This is a genomic window from Nonomuraea sp. CX421, assembly GCF_059358955.1.
The window spans coordinates 50947-69492 of record NZ_JCADBK010000032.1 but is presented as its reverse complement, the minus strand read 5'-3'; the positions used below and the strand labels follow the sequence as shown (position 1 = coordinate 69492).

At 72.0% G+C, this 18546-nt stretch carries 17 protein-coding genes; 7 read left to right on the top strand and 10 right to left on the bottom strand.

Features of this window, described 5'->3' with window-relative positions; genetic code table 11:
* The first annotated feature begins 58 nt into the window (after window positions 1-58).
* Both AC5L3X_RS35465 and pruA read left to right on the top strand, forming a co-directional pair.
* Window positions 59-976 carry a proline dehydrogenase family protein gene (locus AC5L3X_RS35465; protein ID WP_494862906.1) on the top strand — a complete coding sequence of 306 codons (918 nt, stop codon included), beginning with the start codon at window positions 59-61 and terminating at the stop codon, window positions 974-976.
* 1 nt (window position 977) lies between these two features.
* Window positions 978-2603, top strand: coding sequence for an L-glutamate gamma-semialdehyde dehydrogenase (pruA, locus tag AC5L3X_RS35460; protein WP_189128352.1), 1626 nt, complete (start codon window positions 978-980; stop codon window positions 2601-2603).
* A gap of 130 nt (window positions 2604-2733) precedes the next feature.
* Here the strand turns inward: pruA and AC5L3X_RS35455 are convergent, their stop codons facing one another.
* The 6 genes from AC5L3X_RS35455 to AC5L3X_RS35430 all read right to left on the bottom strand — a co-directional run bounded on the left by AC5L3X_RS35455 (window position 2734) and on the right by AC5L3X_RS35430 (window position 8328).
* The gene (locus AC5L3X_RS35455) at window positions 2734-3201 is read right to left on the bottom strand and encodes a flavodoxin family protein (RefSeq protein ID WP_494862904.1); all 468 of its coding nucleotides are present in this window, start codon (window positions 3199-3201) and stop codon (window positions 2734-2736) included.
* A gap of 102 nt (window positions 3202-3303) precedes the next feature.
* On the bottom strand, window positions 3304-4275 hold the full coding sequence (locus tag AC5L3X_RS35450; RefSeq protein WP_494862902.1) for a glycosyltransferase family 2 protein: 972 nt from the start codon (window positions 4273-4275) through the stop codon (window positions 3304-3306).
* Window positions 4272-5489, bottom strand: a complete 1218-nt coding sequence (locus AC5L3X_RS35445) for a hypothetical protein (protein WP_494862900.1) — start codon at window positions 5487-5489, stop codon at window positions 4272-4274. Before AC5L3X_RS35445 ends, AC5L3X_RS35450 begins: the two co-directional genes overlap by 4 nt.
* A complete protein-coding gene (locus AC5L3X_RS35440) occupies window positions 5486-6283 on the bottom strand; it encodes a hypothetical protein (protein ID WP_494862898.1) in 798 nt (265 codons plus the stop codon). Before AC5L3X_RS35440 ends, AC5L3X_RS35445 begins: the two co-directional genes overlap by 4 nt.
* A gap of 15 nt (window positions 6284-6298) precedes the next feature.
* The gene (locus AC5L3X_RS35435; RefSeq protein WP_494862897.1) at window positions 6299-7309 is read right to left on the bottom strand and encodes a hypothetical protein; all 1011 of its coding nucleotides are present in this window, start codon (window positions 7307-7309) and stop codon (window positions 6299-6301) included.
* Window positions 7306-8328, bottom strand: a complete 1023-nt coding sequence (locus AC5L3X_RS35430) for a GNAT family N-acetyltransferase (protein ID WP_494862895.1) — start codon at window positions 8326-8328, stop codon at window positions 7306-7308. Before AC5L3X_RS35430 ends, AC5L3X_RS35435 begins: the two co-directional genes overlap by 4 nt.
* Window positions 8329-8476: 148 nt before the next feature.
* Here AC5L3X_RS35430 and AC5L3X_RS35425 point away from each other — a divergent pair, with 148 nt between their 5' ends.
* From AC5L3X_RS35425 to AC5L3X_RS35410, 4 genes are read left to right on the top strand one after another with little or no spacing between them, the layout of a single operon-like run.
* On the top strand, window positions 8477-9427 hold the full coding sequence (locus AC5L3X_RS35425) for an NAD-dependent epimerase/dehydratase family protein (protein ID WP_494862894.1): 951 nt from the start codon (window positions 8477-8479) through the stop codon (window positions 9425-9427).
* The gene (locus AC5L3X_RS35420; RefSeq protein WP_494862892.1) at window positions 9424-10608 is read left to right on the top strand and encodes an ATP-grasp domain-containing protein; all 1185 of its coding nucleotides are present in this window, start codon (window positions 9424-9426) and stop codon (window positions 10606-10608) included. The genes AC5L3X_RS35425 and AC5L3X_RS35420 overlap by 4 nt, the downstream gene beginning before the upstream one ends.
* A complete protein-coding gene (locus AC5L3X_RS35415) occupies window positions 10598-11425 on the top strand; it encodes a hypothetical protein (RefSeq protein ID WP_494862890.1) in 828 nt (275 codons plus the stop codon). The genes AC5L3X_RS35420 and AC5L3X_RS35415 overlap by 11 nt, the downstream gene beginning before the upstream one ends.
* Window positions 11426-11436: 11 nt before the next feature.
* Complete coding sequence (locus AC5L3X_RS35410; protein WP_494862888.1) at window positions 11437-12117, top strand: hypothetical protein; 681 nt, start codon at window positions 11437-11439, stop codon at window positions 12115-12117.
* Window positions 12118-12156: 39 nt separating this feature from the next.
* Here AC5L3X_RS35410 and AC5L3X_RS35405 read toward each other — a convergent pair whose 3' ends face one another.
* Window positions 12157-13128, bottom strand: coding sequence for an endonuclease/exonuclease/phosphatase family protein (locus AC5L3X_RS35405; protein WP_494862886.1), 972 nt, complete (start codon window positions 13126-13128; stop codon window positions 12157-12159).
* Window positions 13129-13348: 220 nt separating this feature from the next.
* Here AC5L3X_RS35405 and AC5L3X_RS35400 point away from each other — a divergent pair, with 220 nt between their 5' ends.
* The gene (locus tag AC5L3X_RS35400; RefSeq protein WP_494862885.1) at window positions 13349-14350 is read left to right on the top strand and encodes an ArsR/SmtB family transcription factor; all 1002 of its coding nucleotides are present in this window, start codon (window positions 13349-13351) and stop codon (window positions 14348-14350) included.
* A 40-nt stretch (window positions 14351-14390) separates the two neighbouring features.
* Here AC5L3X_RS35400 and AC5L3X_RS35395 read toward each other — a convergent pair whose 3' ends face one another.
* The 3 genes from AC5L3X_RS35395 to AC5L3X_RS35385 all read right to left on the bottom strand — a co-directional run bounded on the left by AC5L3X_RS35395 (window position 14391) and on the right by AC5L3X_RS35385 (window position 18491).
* Entirely contained in the window at window positions 14391-15155 is a 765-nt protein-coding gene (locus tag AC5L3X_RS35395; protein WP_494862883.1) for a VOC family protein, read from the bottom strand.
* 97 nt (window positions 15156-15252) lie between these two features.
* Window positions 15253-16044: an HAD family hydrolase gene (locus AC5L3X_RS35390; RefSeq protein ID WP_189128338.1), complete on the bottom strand. Its 792-nt coding sequence runs from the start codon at window positions 16042-16044 to the stop codon at window positions 15253-15255.
* Window positions 16045-16073: 29 nt separating this feature from the next.
* Window positions 16074-18491, bottom strand: coding sequence for a glycoside hydrolase family 65 protein (locus AC5L3X_RS35385; protein WP_494862881.1), 2418 nt, complete (start codon window positions 18489-18491; stop codon window positions 16074-16076).
* Window positions 18492-18546: the final 55 nt, after the last annotated feature.

Sequence of the window (18546 nt, the reverse complement as noted above, 5' to 3'; positions counted from 1 at the left end):
CACCCGGCGTTACGCCCGTCGATGGCTGCCCGGTGAGCTGCGGTTTTAGGCTGGAGACATGGTCGGTCAACTTCTTCTTGCCGCTTCCCGGAGCGGGCTGGTGCGGCGTTCCGTGTCGGGGTTCCCGCTCACCCGCAAGGTCGTCGACCGGTTCGTCGCCGGTGAGACGGTCCAGGAGGCCCGTGACACCGTCGTACGGCTCCGCGAGGCGAAGCTGACCGTGACCGTTGACCATCTCGGCGAGGAGACCCGCGACGCGGACGCCGCGGCGGCCACGGCGCAGGCGTACGTGACGCTCCTGGAAGCGCTGCGGCCCCTGCGTCTCGGGGGCGCCGCCGAGGTGTCGGTGAAGCTGTCGGCCGTCGGGCAGGCGTTCGACGAGGCGAAGGCGCTCGAGCACGCCCGGCGGATCTGCGCCGCCGCCGAGGCGGGCGGATCGACCGTCACGCTCGACATGGAGGACCACACCACCGTCGACTCGACCCTCAAGATCCTGCGTGAGCTGCGGGCCGACCACCCGTCGACCGGTGTGGCCATCCAGGCCTACCTGTTCCGCAGCGAGGACGACTGCCGCGAGCTGTCCGCGGCGGGCAGCCGGGTGCGGCTGGTCAAGGGCGCCTACCGGGAGCCCGCCGCGGTCGCCCACCAGAGCAAGACGGACGTCGACAAGGCCTATGTGCGGTGCCTGCGGATCCTCATGGCGGGGAAGGGATACCCCATGGTGGCGACGCACGACGACCGCATGATCTCGGTCACCGAGCTGCTCGCCGACCGGTCCGGCCGGACCCCCGGCGACTACGAGTACCAGATGCTGTACGGGATCCGCACCGATCGGCAGGAGGCCCTGGCGGGGGCCGGCCACACGGTCCGCGTCTACGTCCCCTACGGCGACGACTGGTACGGCTACTTCATGCGGCGGCTGGCGGAGCGCCCCGCCAACATCGCCTTCTTCCTTCGTGCCCTTGGGGGTAAGTGACATGGACGCCATCAGCAACGTGCCGGTGCCCGCGAACGAGCGGGTGTACGGCTACGCGCCCGGCAGCGCCGAGCGGGCCTCGCTGGAGGCCCGGATCAAGGAGCTGGCCGGGTCGTCGATCGACCTGACCATGACGATCGGCGGTGAGCGGCGGCTCGGCGGGGGCACGCCGATCGACGTCGTGCAGCCGCACAACAAGACCGCCGTCCTGGGGCGTGCCAACGACGCCACGGCTCAGGACGTGCGTGACGCCGTCTCCAGCGCGCTGAGGGCCGCTCCCGACTGGCGGGCGCTCTCCTTCGACGAGCGGGCGGCGATCTTCCTCAAGGCGGCCGACCTGCTGTCCGGGCCGTGGCGGGCGACGCTGAACGCGGCGACCGTGCTGGGGCAGTCGAAGTCGGCGCAGCAGGCGGAGATCGACGCGGCCTGCGAGCTGATCGACTTCCTGCGGTTCAACGTGGCCTACGCCCGTCAGCTCTACGCCGAGCAGCCGGTGTCGTCGCCCGGGGTGTGGAACCGGATGGAGTACCGGCCGCTCGAAGGGTTCGTGCTGGCGATCACGCCGTTCAACTTCACCGCCATTGCCGGAAATTTGCCGACATCTGCCGCTCTTATGGGGAATGTCGTTGTCTGGAAGCCTTCGCCCACCCAGCAGTTCGCCGCGCACTTCACCATGCGGCTGCTGGAGGCGGCGGGCCTGCCGCCCGGGGTGATCAACATGGTCACCGGCAACGGCCAGGCGGTCTCCGAGGTCGCCCTGACCCACCCGGCCCTGGCGGGCATCCACTTCACCGGCTCGACCCCGACCTTCCAGCACCTGTGGAGCACCGTCGGCGCGAACATCGCCTCCTACCACGGCTACCCGCGCCTCGTCGGCGAGACCGGCGGCAAGGACTTCGTGCTCGCCCACCCGTCGGCCGACCCCGGTGTGCTGACGACCGCGCTGGTCAGGGGCGCGTTCGAGTACCAGGGGCAGAAGTGCTCGGCCGCGTCGCGGGCCTACGTGCCGCGCTCGCTCTGGACGCGGATGCGCGACGACTTCGTGGGCATGGCCGAGTCGCTGACCGTGGGTGACGTGGCGGCCGACCTGTCGACGTTCATGGGCGCCGTCATCGACGAGCGGGCCTTCGCCAAGCACAAGGCCGCCATCGACCGGGCGCGCGAGACGTCCGGCATCGACCTGATCACCGGCTCGTACGACGACTCCGCCGGCTACTTCGTGAAGCCGACCATCATGGAGTGCGCCGACCCGACCGACGAGATCTTCGTCAAGGAGTACTTCGGCCCGCTCCTGGGCGTGCACGTCTACGACGACGCCGACTTCGACGCGGTGCTCGACCAGATGGAGAGCGTCTCGCCGTACGCGCTGACCGGGTCGGTCATCGCCCAGGACCGTTACGCGATCGCCTCCGCCTCGGAGCGGCTGCGCTTCGCGGCGGGCAACTTCTACGTCAACGACAAGCCGACCGGCGCGGTCGTCGGCCAGCAGCCGTTCGGCGGGGCCCGTGCCTCGGGCACCAACGACAAGGCGGGCTCGATCTTCAACCTGATCCGCTGGGTCAACGCCCGCACGATCAAGGAGACGTTCGTCCCGCCGACCGACCACCGCTACCCGCACATGGGCTGACCCTTCGCGGCAGCCAGGAACGACGCCCGGGTCTCACCTGCGAGACCCGGGCGTCGTCATGCGGGGGCTGTCCCCGCGGAACGTGCGAGGCCGACGGGTACGCGATCCACATCGGATACCGCGATTCTCCTCACACGGGGCTGATCGTCGCGGCGACGGTGGCGCCGAGCTCCCAGCAGGCCTCCAGCGCGTCCTTGCCGGGGGCGCCCGTCACCGTCGCCGGCCGCTGGACCCGCTCCCAGCCGAGGCCGGTGGCGATCGACTCCACCGCGCGGACGGCGCCGGTGGTGTCGTTGTTGCCGTGCACGTACAGCGCGTACGGCAGGCGGCGGGTCTCCTCCAGGCAGGGGTAGTAGATGGTGTCGAAGAAGTGCTTGAGCGCGCCGCTCATGTAGCCGATGTTGGCCGGGGTGCCCAGGATGATCCCGTCGGCCTCGAACACGTCGACGGCGGTGGCGGCCAGCGCCGCGCGCGTGACCACCTCCACGCCCTCGACCTCGTCGGTGGTGGCGCCCTCGCGCACCGCCTCGAAGAGCTCCCGCAGCGTGGGCGAGGTGGTGTGGTGCACGATCAGCAGACGCCGGACATCTCGCGACACGGTGCCGATCCTCTCATGCCGGATGGCGGGGAGGTTCCGCCACCCGGCAGTCGTCCGCCGAGGTCAGCGCAGGTCGAACAGGCGGGTGCGACGTCCGTGCCGTCACAGGCGGTCAGGAGCCGGCCGGGTCGGAGGCGGCGGGCCGGGCAGGCCGCCGGTCAGCGTGTCCTCCGGCAGCAGCGGCACGTTGGCGTCCCTGACGTAGTAGGTGCGCAGCCGGTCCGACTCGCGCAGCAGCCGGTGGAGATAGCGGCCCAGCACCGCCAGCACCGCCAGGGTCACCCCGGTGAGCAGAAGCTGGGTCGCGGGCAACGCCGTGCCGCCCGCCACCCCGAGGTAGCCGAGTGCCGACAGCAGCAGCGCGAGCGCGCCGCCCAGCGTCCCGGCCGCGTACAACGCGACGAGCGGCCGCAGGGAGAAGCCGAAGAACAGCTCGAAGGAGTGCGCCGCGAGCCTGGCCAGGCGGAGCTTGGACCGCCCGGCCGTCCGGGGCCGGTGCGCGACCGGGGTGGCCGTGTAGCGGGCTCCGACCAGGGGCACCGCCGGGATGAACCAGGGCAGCCGCAGGTCGGTGATCGTACGGGCCAGGCCGGTGCGCACCAGCCGGAAGGTGGAGGCGCCACGCGGCATGCCGATGCCGAAGATCCGCCGGGCCGCCCAGTGCAGCCCCGCCGAGCCGGCCCGGCGGACGAGCGGGTCGCGCCGGCCGATCCGCTCGCCGAAGACCACGTCGTAGCCCTCGGCGGCCTTGGCGAGCAGGGACCAGATCTCCGCCGGCGGCACCTGGAGGTCGGCGTCGCACTGAACCGTCCACGGCCGGCTCGCGTAGCGGAACCCGGCGGCCATGACCGCGTCGATGCCGAAGTTGCGGGTGAACGACAGGTAGCGGACCCGCGGGTCCGTCTCCGCCAGGCGGCGGATCCGCTCCAGGGAGTCGTCGGAACTCCCGTCGTCGACGAAGAGGATCTCCAGCTCGCCGATCTCCTTCAGCTCCGCGACCAGCTCGTGGTAGGCGGCCTCGACCTGCGCGCCCTCGTTGAAGCAGGGCACCAGAACGGTCAGTCCGGTCGTCACATCCGTCTCCTCAGCGCGAGTCCCAGCACCAGTCCCTGCGCTCCCAGCGCGTACACGGCTCCGGCGGCGCCGGCGAGCGGGATCACCAGCGCGCCCAGCGCGGCGACCACCGCCCAGGCCAGTACGACGGCCAGCGCGCTGCCGCGCAGGCCGGTGCCGCCGGCGTTCTCCAGCACGAAGATCCCGAAGCCGGCCAGCGCGTTGGCGGGCAGCAGCGTCGCCATCAGCACGCCGAGCGCGACCAGGGAGCGGGTCCCGGCCAGGCCGCCGGCCAGCGCCGCGCCGGCCAGGACCAGCCAGACGGCGCTCCCCCAGACCGCCAGGCCGGCTATGCGGCGGGCCAGGGCGCGGGCTTCGGGGGCGTCCGGCGAGACCATCCGCAGGGCGAGCCGCGGCTGGTAGATCCGCTGCACGGTGTAGACCACGGAGGTGGCGAATCCCCAGCCGAGGATCATCAGGTAGAGGTCGCCGCTCTGGCCGGCGTGGGAGGTGAGCGCCAGCTCCACGAAGAGAGTGCCCACGATGGCGTTGGCCATCACGTCGGCGGCGCCCATCAGCGCCACCGTGCCGGCCAGCAGCCGGCGCACGGCCCGGCGCGGGCGGGCGCCGGAGCCGCGCGGCAGGCCGCGCAGCAGGGCGATGTTCAGCACGGTCATGAGGGCCACCAGCCCCGCCAGGTAGCCGGCGGGCCCGATGCCGGCCGTGAACGCCAGCCCGGCCATGCCGATCATGCCCAGGCCGAGGAGTGAGAAGTGGACCGTGTCGCGCCCGTAGCCGCCGAGCGCGCGGTGCAGGGCCACGCCCAGCATGCCGCAGCCCAGGCTGATGTAGTAGGCGATCGCCAGCAGGTAGACCGTGACCGCCGAGTCCGGCGCCAGCGCGAACGCGACGGCCCCGGCCGCGGCGAAGGGCGGCGGCACGTACCCGACGATCGCGCGCAGCGGGCCGATGAGCTGGTCGCGGGTCCGGCGGGCACGCGGGATGAGCGTCAGAGCCGCCTTCTCCGGGCCCGACTGGACCACCATGGCCAGCCAGCCGGCCGCGCCCACGGCCGCGGCGTAGACGTTGAAGTCCTCCCGGCTCCACGCGGCGACCAGCACGCCCGCCGAGACGTACAGCAGGAGGCGGAAGGTGGCGCGGCCGCCCAGCAGCGTCAGCAGGCGGCGCGGGCCGATGCGGTGCGCCGCGTCCGCGCTCACGGCGTCCGTGGTCACCGCGCGTCCAGCTCGTCGCGGACCAGCCGGCGCAGCGGGCGGTCGCCGGTCTCCAGGTAGGTGAGCAGCGCCCGCTGGATGCGCTCGTCGCCGAACCGGTCGCGCACGCCGGGGAGCGACGGCCCCTTGTCCACCCCGAACAGCGCCGTGAAGAGGGTCCTGACCTGCTCGGTGGTGAACGAGGCGGGCAGCGTGAGCAGCCCTTCGACCGCCTCGCGGGCGGGTTCGGCGGCCTGGGGCGCCTCCGGCCAGGTCGTGGACCGGCCCGCCGTGGCGAGCCAGCGCCGCAGGTGGGTGACGCGTTCGAGGACGAACGGCTCGCCCTGGCCGCCCAGCCTGGCGACGGCCAGACCGGTGTCGTAGCAGGTGGCGTGCAGCGCGGCGCACACCTTGGAGAACGCCGGCGGCTTGGCGGGCAGCTGGTCGAGCGGGATCTCGCTGAGCCGGTCGAACCTGGCGCGGGCCTCGGGCGAGGTCCGGGCCGCTGCGGTGAGCGCGTCGAAGTCCTTGTACCAGCCGGCCAGCGTGGCCCGGTCCGGCGCCTCGGGGACCGGTTCCGGGCCGGCCTCCTCCCGTACCCAGCGGACCATCCTGCCCGGCAGGTACGCCGCGAGCGGGTCGTCCGCCACCGGCTCGGGCGGCGCGGGCAGCTCGGGCGGCCCGGCGCCGGCCGACGCGGACGGGGCGGGGCCCGGGCGGTAGAGGGCGCCGCAGGATCGGCAGGAGTAGCGGAGCGGGCGCAGTGGCCGTTTGATCGGCACGGGATGCGGATGCCCGCATTGCACGCAGGTCATGAGGCTGTCCATGGATCAGAGGGGTACGGCCAGGGCGGCGGAGGGGACCAGGTCGGCGCCGAGGGCGCGCTTGGACTCCGCCTGCCCTTTGCCGAGGACGAGTCCGGTCTTGCCCGACGCGATGGCCCACTCGACCATGCGGACGTAGCCGTCGAAGTAAAGGTGCTTGCGGCCGCCCTCCTCGGGCAGCAGGGCGCCCCAGCTCAGGCAGATGGGCCAGGCGGGGTGGTCCAGGATCAGGGAGAGCCCGAGCAGGGTCCCGGCGCCGTCGCGGTAGGCGATGGCCACCACCTCCTCGCCGCCGACCAGGGCTTCGAAGTAGGGCAGCGGCAGCGGGGCGACCGGGAAGAGCGCGCTGCGGTGCTTGAGGTCGTTCCTGGCGCGCAGGTCGGCCGCCTCGGCCGGGGTCACCAGGTCGTGGGCCGGCCCGACCCGGATGGACAGGTCGGCGGCGAAGCTCCTGGCCCGCCGCCGGAGCGAGTCCCGGCGGGCCCGGTCGAGCAGGGCGTACCACTCCTCGATGCCGGCCCAGGGGGTGGCCAGCCTGGCCAGCGGCTCGGTGGGGAGGCTGACCTTGACCCGGCCCGGCAGGTGTCGCGGCTCGCCGGGCGAGACCTCCCGCCACACCGCGCCCCGCCAGCCGAGGCCGAGTTCGCGGCGGACGCCGCGCAGATAACCGCTCAGCAGGTCCCGCCGCTCGCCCGGGGTGGGGTCGCCGGTGAACCACCACCCCTTCTGGGAGCGGTTGGCGGGCGCGTGCACATCCAGCAGGCCGGCCGGGTCGCGACTGTCGGCGTAGACGCCCCGGCGCGGCCGGACGCCGCGCAGGGAGGCGGCCACGGCGCCGACCGGGGTGCCCGCCTGGCTCAGCACGGTGAGCAGGAGCGGCGCCTGAGCGGCCCAGGCGTAGGCGCGCAGCAGGTCGTAGCGCCAGGTGACGCTCTGGCCGGCGGCGGCGCGCAGGCGCTCCCAGCCGTCGGGTTCGGGGTCGTGGCGGGGGTCGAACGTCTGCAGGGTGAGGCTCATCCCATCACCCACCGGGGCACGCCGACCAGCTTCATCGGGACGTACTCGAAACCGAGGGTCTTCTTGATCTCCGCTCTGCCCCGGCCGAAGAGAACCCGCTTGGCGCCCGCGTCGATCGCCCGCCGGACGATGCGGACCTGGACGTCGAAGTAGAGGTCCCTGCGACCGCCCTCCTCGGGCCGCAGGGCCGCCCAGGGGCCGCTCACCGGCGAGCTCGGGTGCTCGTAAACGATCCCGAAGGCCAGTAACCGCTCCTGCGAGTGGTAGGAGATGAAGGTGACGTCGTCGCGCCGGAGCAGGCTGTCGAAGTACGCGGGAGGCAGCGGGTGACGGGGGTCGAAGCGGGTGGCCAGCCGGTCGGTGTGCAGGCGGTTCAGCTCGGCCAGCTCCACCGGATCGAGGTCATGGCGTTTGCTTCCCTCGCGCACGTCCAGGTCGTCGGCCTGGGCGATGGCGGCGATCTGCTGGCGCAGTGAGGCTCTGCGTTTCTTCCTGAGCGAGCTGATCCAGTCCTCTGTCGTGGACCAGTTCAGCCGCAGGAACGTGGTGCCGGGAGAGTCACGCGTGATCGAGCCGCGGCGGGCCACGAGGCACAGCTGAGATTCGTCCACCATGCGGTAGAGCACGCCGGCGAGCCCCAGCCCGAGGTGCCGCCTCACCGCCCGCTCGAACCTCCGGAGCAGGTCCTGGCGGGTGCCGTCCGGCACGTCGGCGCTGAAGTGCCAGGTCGGCCTGTTGGAGTGGCCGGGCAGTCGGACGTCGAGGAGGATCGGCTCCCGGCGCGGGCGCGGGACGCGGTTGGACCCTGGCCGGCGCAGCCCGAGGTAGACGGCGCCGACCGCGCCGACGATCCGCCCGTCGTCGCGGAACACGGTGAGCAGAGGTCGCTCCCATGACCCTTCGGAGGAGGCGGCGAGGACGTCGTAGGACCAGATGGCGGTCAGGCCCTCGGTCTCACAGAAGTCCTCCCAGCCGGGCGGCTCGGGATCGCGGTACGGATCCAGCACGGACAGTTCCACTCGGCAATCCTCTTATGGCGAAATCATCACAACATGGACACAAACCATCAATCGATGACGATCTTCACAGAATACTTCTGCTGTGATCAATATCGAGCCTCATCCGAGCATGGCTCACTTTTCACGGCACTCACACTCAAGAGGTGGCATGAAGGTCGGAGTTACCGGCGGAAACGGGTTCATCGGTCGCTACGTCTGCGAAGAACTCGCGGACCGCGGCCACGTTCCGCTCGTGTTCGATCACCGGGGACGCGCGGACCGCGACCTCCCCTGGGAAGTCATGCGGGGCGACATCCGCGACGCCACCGCCATGACGGAGCTGGCCGCGCACTGCGACGCGATCATCCACCTGGCCGCCGTCCTCGGCACCCAGGAGACCATCACCAACCCCCGCCCCGCCGCCGAGACCAACCTGGTGGGCGGCCTCAACTTCCTGGAGGCCGTCGCCCAGTACGACCTGCCAGGGGTCTACATCTGCGTGGGCAACCACTGGATGGACAACAGCTACTCCATCTCCAAGACCGCCGTCGAGCGCTTCGTCCGCATGTTCAACGCGCACCGCGGCACCCGGGTGAACAACGTGCGGGTCGTCAACGCCTACGGTCCCCGCCAGCAGGCGGCGCCGCCCTTCGCCTCCGGCAAGGTCCGCAAGATCACCCCGGCGGTGATCTGCCGCGCGCTGAGCGGGATGCCGGTCGAGCTGTACGGCGGCGGCACCCAGGTCTCGGACATGGTGTGGGTCGGCGACGTGGCCCGCGCGCTGGTGTCCTCCCTGGAGACGGCCGCGGCGGGCACGGTGCTCGACCACGTCGTCGAGGTCGGCCCGACCACCTCCTCCACCATCCGCGAGGTCGCCGAGCTCATCATCGACCTGTGCGTGGAGCGCGGCTACGAGCGGGTGCCCATCGCCGACCTGCCGATGCGCCCCGGCGAGACGCCCGACACGGCCGTCACCGCCCGGACCGACACCCTGCGGTCGGTGGGCATCGAGCCGAGCTCGCTCGTCTCGCTCGAAGACGGCATGGCCCGGACCGTGGACTGGTTCGTCAAGTCCCACGGCACCCACTGGAACTCCCCGGAGCCGGTGGCCGGCACGTGAACCGACTGGTCATCCTGGGCGGCTCGGACGGCGCGATCAGCGCCTTCCGAGCCGCCCGGCGACTCGGGCTGACCACCGTCTGCGTCGACATGCGCGCCGACGCTCCCGCGGTGCCCGAGGCCGACGAGTTCCTGCACGTGAGCACCCGCGACGTGGACGCGGTCACCGCCGCCCTGCGCGAGCTGGACGGCGTGCTGGGACTGCTCGCCCCGGGGTCGGACGTCAACCTGCCCGCCCTGGCCGCGGTGGCCGGCCGCCTCGGGCTGCCCGGCGGCCTGCCGCCCGCCGCGCTGCGGGCCTCGACGGACAAGGCGTACTTCCGCGAGGTCTGCGCCCGGCTCGGCCTGGCCGGGCCCGCCCACGTCGGCGGCCCCGCCGTCGACGTCCTGCGCGAGGCCGTACGGCTGGACTTCCCCGTCATCGTCAAGCCGGTGGACTCCGGCAGCTCGCGGGGCATCACGGTGTGCGCCGCCGCCCCGGAGCTGGCCGCCGCGGTCGAGGCCGCGGCCGCCGTCTCGCCCACCGCCACGGTGATCGCCGAGGAGCTGGTCGTCGGCCGGGACCTGTGCGGAGAGGCGTTCCTCCAGGACGGCCGGGTGGCCCTGCTGGGGCTGAGCGACCGGGTGGTGGCGCCTCCCCATGTCGTGGCGATCGGCCACGACATGGCCCCGCGTGACCCGGAGCTGACGGCGGAGGTCATCCGCCAGCTCGAACTCGTCTGCGCCGAGGTCGGCTACACCGACGGCCCGCTGAACCTCGACCTGTTCGTCACCGGCGACGGCGTGGTGCTGATCGAGATGGGCGCGCGGATCGGCGGCAACGGCATGGGCGAGGCGCTCGGCCTGATGTACGGGGTCGACACCGTGGCCGCGGCCGTGCTGCTGGCCATCGGCGAGCGGCCCGAGCTCACGCCCGGCCCGGCCCGGCACGCCTCGGTCAGGATGCTGCGCGCCGACCGCGCGGGCACGCTCGTCGCGCTGGACGGCGTGCGGGCGGCGCTCGACCTGCCCGGGGTGGCCGACGTGCTGGTCACCGTCTCACCGGGCGAGCGGGTCGCGCCCCTCACCGAGTGCCGGGCGAAGCTGGGCTACGTGCTCGCCTCGGGGACCTCGGCCGGCGAGGTCGCCGGAGTGCTGGCGGCCGTCGAGGACCTGGTGCGGGTCGGCGTCGATGCCGGTTAGGTTCTCGGCGGCGCGCTGGGAACGGGCCTACCGCGAGGTCGTCGCGGCGGCCTTCCGGCGGGTGCCGTTCTACCGGGACCAGTGGGTGGCGGCGGGCCGGGCCCTGGCGGAGCCGGAGCCGACCCCGTCAGCCGCCCTGAGCGGCCAGCTCCACCGCCTGTGCCCGTTCGCCCGGCCCTTCGACCCGTCCAGGGAGCCCTCGTTGTGGATCGGCGACGGGCGTGACCTGCGCGACGCGCTCGCCCTGGCGGGCGCGCCGCGCCGGACGCCCGTGGCCGAGGTGCGCGCCGCGGTGCTGGACCGGCGGGCGCTCGGGCCGCGCGGCCCTCGGTACGGCGCGCTGCTCGCGCCGGGCGCCGACGTCGTCGACGAGGACCGCCGCCGCGCCCTGAACGCCGTCGCGCTCGGCACACTCGGGGCTCCGGCCCAGGGCGGGCAGGTGATCGTGGTGGGCGAGCGGGCCGCGCTGGAGGCGCTCGGACCCGAGCTCGACGGCGTCCGGGCGCACGCCGTCGAACGCATGACCGCCGCGAGCGCCGTACAGGACCCTCGCCCGGGGGTCCTGTACGACCCGCACCTCGGTTACTTCGCGGCCACCCACCCGGCTTGCGGCCGGGCCCACCTGCTCTGGCGGCGCTTCCACGCCCGCCCGGCCGGGAGGGCGTGGGCCGTCACGGCGCTGCGGCGGCGCAGGCCCGTACTGCTCGACGTGCTCCCGGACGGCTCCGGGACACCGGGCGCCACGACACTCACCACGGGGACGCCGGCCACGGCCGTCTGCGCCGACCACGGCACCCCCGTCCTCACCACACACTGACTGGGGATCGCATGCGGAGCACAACTTCCTCGTTCTGGCGGGACAACCGCGTCGCTCTGGCCATCGGCGCGCTGGCGGTGGCACTGGCCGCCATGGTCCGGTTCGTCATCCCCTACGAGCAGGAGATCACCTCTCTCTGGATCCTGCTGGCCAAGCTGACCCCCCAGATCGCCGCCTTCTTCGCCGTCGCCTGGCTGGACGTGGCCTGGGCTCGGCGGCTGCGCCTGCACCTGGTGGCCGTGCCCGCGGTCTTCCTGGCCTTCCTGTGCTACTTCGTGCCGGCGACGTTCATCACCGCCATGGACATGGCCGACGGGAAGGCCGTGTTCGAGGACCTCTACCTGCACGTGGTGGTGTCCGTGCCGTTCCTCATGGTCGCGCTCACCCTGGCCTACCGGCTCGGCGGCGGCTCGCGCGAGGGGGTCCTGCGGACCGGCGCGGCCATGACGATCCTTCAGATGTCGGGCCTGGAGGACCTGATGGCGGTGCTGATGAACCGGAACCTGGACGGGATCCCCGAGGTCTGGGGCTGGGCGCACCACATCACGGTCCGGCTCGGCCACGTGGCCACCCGCGAGGAGGCCTTCGCCTTCATCGCCGTGCACGTGGTGCTGGCCGTGCTGGTGCTGGCGCTGCCGAGACGGCTGTTCACCGCACTCGGCAGCCGCCTGCGCCCCCGCACCGCCGGGTGACGCCCCGGCCTGGCGGTCAGACCTCTGTCTGGTACGGGGTCACGGCTTGGTCAGCCGGACCAGGAATCCGTCGTGATCGGTGTGGGTCAGCCCGTACTTGTTGGTGCCGACGAAGGAGAAGTCGTTGGTGAAGATGACGTGCTGCACGTCGCCGTCGCCCTTGCGGACGTTGCCGGACGGCACGCACTTCTGGACGTTCTCGGGGTCGGCGGTGTCGTACTCCAGGTTGAAGTCGCCGCCGACCACCGTCTTGCCGGACACGCCCTCCTGCGACCTGATCGAGGGCACGGCGTTGAACATCAGCGCCTGGCACTGGGCCAGGGCGATCGGCTCGCTGGAGGAGCTCAGGTGGGTGGCGCAGGACAGGTGGTCGCCGATGGCGTAGGCGCAGGCGAAGGTGCGCATCTCGTTGCCGGAGTCCTGGGTCGTGTAGCGGCCCGCCCAGCCGTTGACTCCCCGCCACTGCGCCGCGGGGACCCTGCCGAGCACGGCGTTTCCGTAGCTGTCGCCGTTCGTGCAGGTGATGGGATTGCCGGTCTGGCGGTGGACGGCCGGATAGAAGACGTAGTAGGTCCAGTCGCCCGGCCAGGCCTCGGCCAATGAGGGATGCAGGTAGTTCGGCAGGTCGTTGGAGCAGATCTCGTTCAACGTCACCAGGTCCGGGGCGAGGTAGTAGATCAGGTCGCCGCCTTCGAAGATGGCCTGGCCGCCGGCGTAGCAGCCGGCGTGACCGCTGTTGCACAGGTTGAGGTGGAGCTCCCTGAAGGGGCGCGCGGCCGCGGTGGCGCCCCCGTCCGTCCGTCGCACGCCCGGTGCGGCGGCCGGCCTGGCCTTGCCGCCGCGGGCCTTGGCCGTCATGACCCCGGCCTGGGCGCCCATGGGGGCGGTGCTCTGCGCGGGCAGCCGCTGGACGGTTTCCGTGGGGGCGGCGGTGGCGGCGGGGGGCACGCTGCTCAGGGTGAGGACGAGGCCGGACGCGGCGGCCAGGGCGGTCATCAGGCGTCGGACCATGCGGACATGCGGGGATGTCACGAGCACTTCCTCCATCGGGCAGGGGGGCAAGCGCCTTTCGACGCCTTTGATGTCCGATCGTGAAGACGAAAAGGAGGAACGGAAAGAGCCTTTACCCCCTAGAGAAAAAGCGACAAATCACCACAAAAGATCTTGACTAAGCGCAGTCTGACATGGTGAGGTGCCGAATAAAACGGCAGTCGAGGCGTAAGGGAGATGAATGGGCACCTTACGAATCCATTTCACAGCGGATGACCTCGCGCGCGTCACGCTGGCCGATGCGCACGACCCCCTCTGGGAGATGATCCTCACCCGGTTCCGGTTCCGCGACCGGGTCCGTCCGCTGGCCTTCCGCCCCTGGTTCGAAGAACTCCATGCCGAACCCGCCAGGACCGCGCAGATGCGACAGGGCGCCCGCCTCCTCGACTCACTCGTGCCGAGCGGGCCCTACTTCCCCGATTTCCTCACCCCCCATGCGGGGCTGCTCAGCCTCGAACGCGGGCTCGCCGCGCTGCTCGGCACGCCCCGAGGGCGGCTGGCGGCCGAGCTGTGGCGACTGGCCCGCCACCACAGTCTGCCCGGCTGGGTGCGGCCCCTGGCCGAGGGAGACCTCGGCGCGCTCAAGGGACTGGTGGCCGCGCTGCGCGACTACCACGAGGCCGCGGTGGCCCCTTTCCACGAGCTGATGACCGCCGCTGTCGCCGTCGACCGCGCCTGCCGGGCCCACAGCATGCTCAGCGGCGGGGTCGACGGGCTGTTCGCCGGGATGCGGCCGCTGTTCCGCTGGACGCCCCCCGTCCTGCAGACCGACTACATCGTGGACAAGGACCTGGTGCTCGGCGGACGCGGTCTGCTGCTGGTGCCCTCCTACTTCTGCCACCGTGCCCCTCTGACGCTGGCCGATCCCGAGCTGCCTCCGGTGCTGATCTATCCCATCGAACAGCGGCACCGCTGGCGGCAGCCGGTGACTCACCGCCGGGACCTCGGCGCGCTCATGGGCGCCAACCGTTCGGCCGTGCTGCACGCCCTCGACCGCAGCGCGACCACCACACAGCTGGCCCGGATGCTGCGCATCTCACCGGCGGCGGCCAGCCGCCACGCCACCGTGTTGCGCGAGGCCGGGCTCATCGAGACCCGCCGCGACGGCATCGCGGTCCTTCACACGCTCACCCCGCTCGGCGCGGCGTTGCTGGACGGCTCCACCGGCCACCTCTCCGCCTGACCCCTCCCGCGCCCCCGCCCGGCCCCCGCCCGGCACGGCGTCAGGGGGAGCCGGAGACGACGGCGAAACGGGCGTCGTGCGGGTCGGCCAGGAGCGCCATCCGGCCCACCCCCTTCACGTCCTCCGCCGGAGCGTGCACCGTGCCGCCGAGCTCGCGGCAGCCGGCCACGGTCGCGTCGCAGTCGGACACCGCGAAGTAGGCCAGCCAGTGCGGCCGGTCACCGGGTTCGAGCGGGGTCACGCCTCCCACGGACGAGTCCGCGCCGGGGGCGCCGCCGGCCGGTGAGATCAGCGAGTAGGTCGTGTCGCCCATCGGCACGTCCTCGAACCGCCAGCCGAAGACCGACTCGTAGAAGCCGCGGATGGCCGTGGTGTCCGGCGCGTGCAGCTCGATCCAGGCCAGCGAGCCAGGTTCGTTGACCAGGTCCACGCCGGGGATTCCGGCGGGGCACCAGATCGCGAAACGGGCGCCGGCCGGGTCATCGAACTGCGCCATCTGCCCCTGTGGCTCCAGGTCCACCGGCGGCATCAGCACGGCGCCGCCCGCCAGCTCGACGGCCCGGGTGGTGGCCTCGCACGCCCGCACCTGGAAGTAGGGAATCCAGGCCGAGGTGACCGCCTCCCCCATGAGCGCACCGATCCCGGCAACGGTCCTGCCGCCGATCTGGCAGAAGGCGTATTCGGGCACCTGCTCCTGGAATTCCCAGCCGAACAGGCCGCCGTAGAACCGCTCCGTGACGTCGAGGTTCGGGCTGTCGAGCTCGATCCAGCACGGTGAGCCGGGCACAAATTGAGTGGTGAGCATATGCGTTCCTTTGTCACTGTGTGATGGTGGCCCCTCCCCCGGTACGGCCGAAGGCGGAAGCTCGCCGTGCCGTCACGGCCCGGCGGCACCCGTGCCGTCAGGGCGAGCGGCTCGTGAGGCGATGCTCCGACAGGGCGGGCACGTCGACCTCGTCCAGAGTGGTGACGACGAGGTCGGCGTTCGCGGCGGTCAGCAGCGGCTCGTCGTCCGCCCGGGCCACCCCCAGCGCGGCCATCCCCCCGCCCTTGGCCGCCTGGATCCCGCTGACCGCGTCCTCGACCACGAAGCACCGATCGGGTGCGACGGCGAGCGCCGCGGCCGCGTCCAGGAAGATCTCCGGATCCGGTTTGCCGTGCGCCACGTCGTGCCCGGACATGTCGGCGTCGAAGAAGTCGAGCAGGGTCAGGCCCGGCCGGACGAAGTCGTACGTCAGGCCGTGCTCCTCGGCGAACGTGTCGAGCCGGATCTGCCGCAGGAAGAGTCCCGCGTTCCTGGACGACGAGGCCGCCGCCGTCGGTATGCCCGCCGCCCGGACGGCCAGGACGAAACGCAACGCGTCGGGATAGGCCCTGAACCGCCTGGCCTCGACGAGCCGGATCAGCAGCTCCTGCTTGCGCGCCGCGTAGGTCTCGACCCGGTCCTCGGCATCGGGCACCTTGAAGTACTCGAGGCCAGCCAGGGCCCCGCTCATCCGCGGCTTGCCCGACATGACCCGCTGGTAGACCTCCGGGGTGAACCGGTCGTCCGACCATCGGCTCCGGTCGCGGACGTCGGCCCAGGGGCCCTCCATCAGCTCGCGCAGCGACTCCTTCCAGGCCGCTTCGTGCGGCGAGTCGACGAGGACGCCGTCGACGTCGAAGATCGCTCCTTCGAATCCTCCTGTGGGCATGCCGGCTCCCCTCTGCCGTCGCTCACGGATCACTGGTGCGCCGACGACTCCTGCGGGGGGAGGGTGAAGACGCACATGCCGTTCGGGGACAGCTCGCGGGTCTCGTCGCCGACGGCGACCCGCAGCGGCCCCCGGAACCCCTCGGCGTGGGCGAGCACCGTCAGCTTGTCTCCGTCGACGGCCACCCGTACGGAGGTCCCCCTGAACCGCACCGGGAACGAGACGCCGTCGAGCCGGTCGAGCAGCCGCGGCTCCAGGCGCAGGATGTCACCGGTGACGCTGGTGCCGACGAAGCTCCGCTGCAGGAGGTCCAGCGTGCCGGACATGACGCCCATGTGGATGCCCTCCTGGGTGGTGCCGCCCTGCACGTCGCTCACGTCGCTCTCCAGCGCCACCATGAACCGGTCCCAGGAGGTCGGCGGGTGGAGTCCGGCCAGCACGCCGGCGAAGGTGACGAGGCTGAGCGTCGAGCCGTGGGAGGTGCGCTCGTCGTAGTACTCGATGGTGCGCCGTGCCAGGTCCCGGTCGTAGGCGTGGCCGAGCCCCTCGAACAGCGTCCGCAGCTCGTCGGGTTCGAACAGGAAGAAGAGCATCACGGCGTCGGCCTGCTTGGCCACCTTGTAGCGGTTGGGATCCTTGCCCTCGGCCTTGAGGATGCGGTCCATGCGCTGGATGTTGGGGTACTTGGCGCGGTAGTGGTCCCAGTCGAGCTCCTCCAGCTCGGCGTAGCCCTCGAACTGGCTGATGACGCCGTCGTGGAAGGGGATGTACATCCGGCGGCTCATGTCCTTCCAGGTCGCGAGCTCCTCGTCGGTCACCTCCAGGTGCCGGCGCAGCATCGCGGACCGGCTGGTCGGCAGCAGGTCGAGCACCAGCGGGGCGGTCGCGGCGATCCAGGCGGCCATGGCGTTGGTGTAGGCGTTGTTGCGCAGGCCCGGCTCCTCGGCTCCGGGGTAGCGCTCGTGGAACTCGTCGGGCCCCATCACGCCGTGGATCTCGTACCGCTGCCTGTCGGGGTTGTAGTGGGCGATCGACGCCCAGAAGCGGGCGATCTCCAGCATCATCTCGGCGCCGTAGTCGCGCAGGAACTCCAGGTCGTCGGTCGCCTGGAAGTAGCGCCAGACGTTGTAGAAGATGGCCGCGTTGACGTGGCGCTGGTTGCGGCTGAGATCGGGTTCCCACTCTCCCGACAGCGGGTTGAGGTGGACCCGCTGGGTCTCCTCCGTTCCGTCGCTGCCGCTCTGCCAGGGGAACATGGCGCCTCTGTATCCCGCCTCCGAGGCGGCCGCCCGCGCCTCGGTCAGCCGCCGGTACCTGTAGAGCAGCAGGGCGCGGGTGATCTCGGGCAGACGCAGGTTGAGGAACGGGTAGACGTAGAGCTCGTCCCAGAAGACGTGCCCGCGGTAGGCCTCGCCGTTGAGGCCGCGGGCGGGCACCCCGGCGTCGTGGCGGGCGGTGTGCCGCGAGCAGACCTGCAGGACGTGGGCGATGTGCAGGCGCAGCAGCAGCTGCGCGCGGGGTTCGCGAGGGAGCTGGACGTCGCAGCAGTCCCACAGCTCGGTCCAGGCCAGCTCGTGCTCGCGCAGCGCCTCGGCGAAGCCGGGGTAGCGCAGCACGTGGCGGCCGGCGGCCGTGAGGGGTTCGGTGATCGCGTTGTCATGGGAGGTGAACAGCGAGACCTGCTTCTCCACCCGCGCCGGACGGCCTCGCTCGACGTCGAAGGCGAGCACCTGCTGGATGTAGTCCTGCATCTGGTGCAGCCGGCGTTCGGCCGTGACGGGCTCGTCGCCGAGGAACACCTGGGTGCGGGCCGCCTGGGCGATGTAGATGTCCGACTGGCGGGTCTGCACCTTGAGGGCGATGACCTCGGGGCCGAACGTCCGCGGTGACACGGGGTCGAGGTGGCGCCCTTCCAGCTCGCGGTAGCGGGCGACGATGTGGTTCGTCATGCGGCCGTCGAGCGCGGTCACCACCTCGACGCGGCCCGACCAGTTCTCCGGCACCAGGGTCCACTCGATGCAGGCCTGGTGGCTGTGCGCCATGCTCACGAACCGGCGGCTGGTCAGCCTCGTCACGCGGCCGGCGGAGTCGCGGAAGCGCAGCTCGCGCCGCACCAGCGCGAGGCGGATGTCGTAGGTGTGCCGATAGCCGAGCACCTGGACGTTGGACATCCGGACCGCGGGCTCGCCCTCGATGCGCAGCTTCAGCACCAGCCAGTTGGGCAGGTTGACCAGGTCCTCGTTCAGCACCGGGTGACCGTCGAAGATCGTGGTCTCCCGGTTGTAGCCGCCGTGGGCGTAGGTGCCGGGGTAGTGGACGGCGCCCATGTCCTCCCACTCGGCGGCCCCGCGGGTGCAGAAGTAGCCGTTGCCCGTCGAGGTCATCGCCTCGCGCAGCAGCTCGGACTCCGGGTCGAAGTGGTCGTAGGTGAGTGCGTAACCCTGCATGGCGCCCCCCGAGCGCGTCCGGAGCCGTCGACACGCCGGGATCGCCCAGGGCATC

Excerpts from the sequence above, each read along its gene's own strand:
- AC5L3X_RS35410 (WP_494862888.1), top strand. The coding sequence starts at position 11,437 with ATGCGGAGCACAACTTCCTCGTTCTGGCGGGACAACCGCGTCGCTCTG.
- AC5L3X_RS35465 (WP_494862906.1), top strand. The coding sequence starts at position 59 with ATGGTCGGTCAACTTCTTCTTGCCGCTTCCCGGAGCGGGCTGGTGCGG.
- AC5L3X_RS35440 (WP_494862898.1), bottom strand. The coding sequence starts at position 6,283 with ATGACCTGCGTGCAATGCGGGCATCCGCATCCCGTGCCGATCAAACGG.
- AC5L3X_RS35425 (WP_494862894.1), top strand. The coding sequence starts at position 8,477 with ATGAAGGTCGGAGTTACCGGCGGAAACGGGTTCATCGGTCGCTACGTC.
- AC5L3X_RS35400 (WP_494862885.1), top strand. The coding sequence starts at position 13,349 with ATGGGCACCTTACGAATCCATTTCACAGCGGATGACCTCGCGCGCGTC.
- AC5L3X_RS35390 (WP_189128338.1), bottom strand. The coding sequence starts at position 16,044 with ATGCCCACAGGAGGATTCGAAGGAGCGATCTTCGACGTCGACGGCGTC.
- AC5L3X_RS35415 (WP_494862890.1), top strand. The coding sequence starts at position 10,598 with ATGCCGGTTAGGTTCTCGGCGGCGCGCTGGGAACGGGCCTACCGCGAG.
- AC5L3X_RS35385 (WP_494862881.1), bottom strand. The coding sequence starts at position 18,491 with ATGCAGGGTTACGCACTCACCTACGACCACTTCGACCCGGAGTCCGAG.
- AC5L3X_RS35395 (WP_494862883.1), bottom strand. The coding sequence starts at position 15,155 with ATGCTCACCACTCAATTTGTGCCCGGCTCACCGTGCTGGATCGAGCTC.
- AC5L3X_RS35435 (WP_494862897.1), bottom strand. The coding sequence starts at position 7,309 with ATGAGCCTCACCCTGCAGACGTTCGACCCCCGCCACGACCCCGAACCC.
- AC5L3X_RS35405 (WP_494862886.1), bottom strand. The coding sequence starts at position 13,128 with ATGGTCCGACGCCTGATGACCGCCCTGGCCGCCGCGTCCGGCCTCGTC.
- pruA (WP_189128352.1), top strand. The coding sequence starts at position 978 with ATGGACGCCATCAGCAACGTGCCGGTGCCCGCGAACGAGCGGGTGTAC.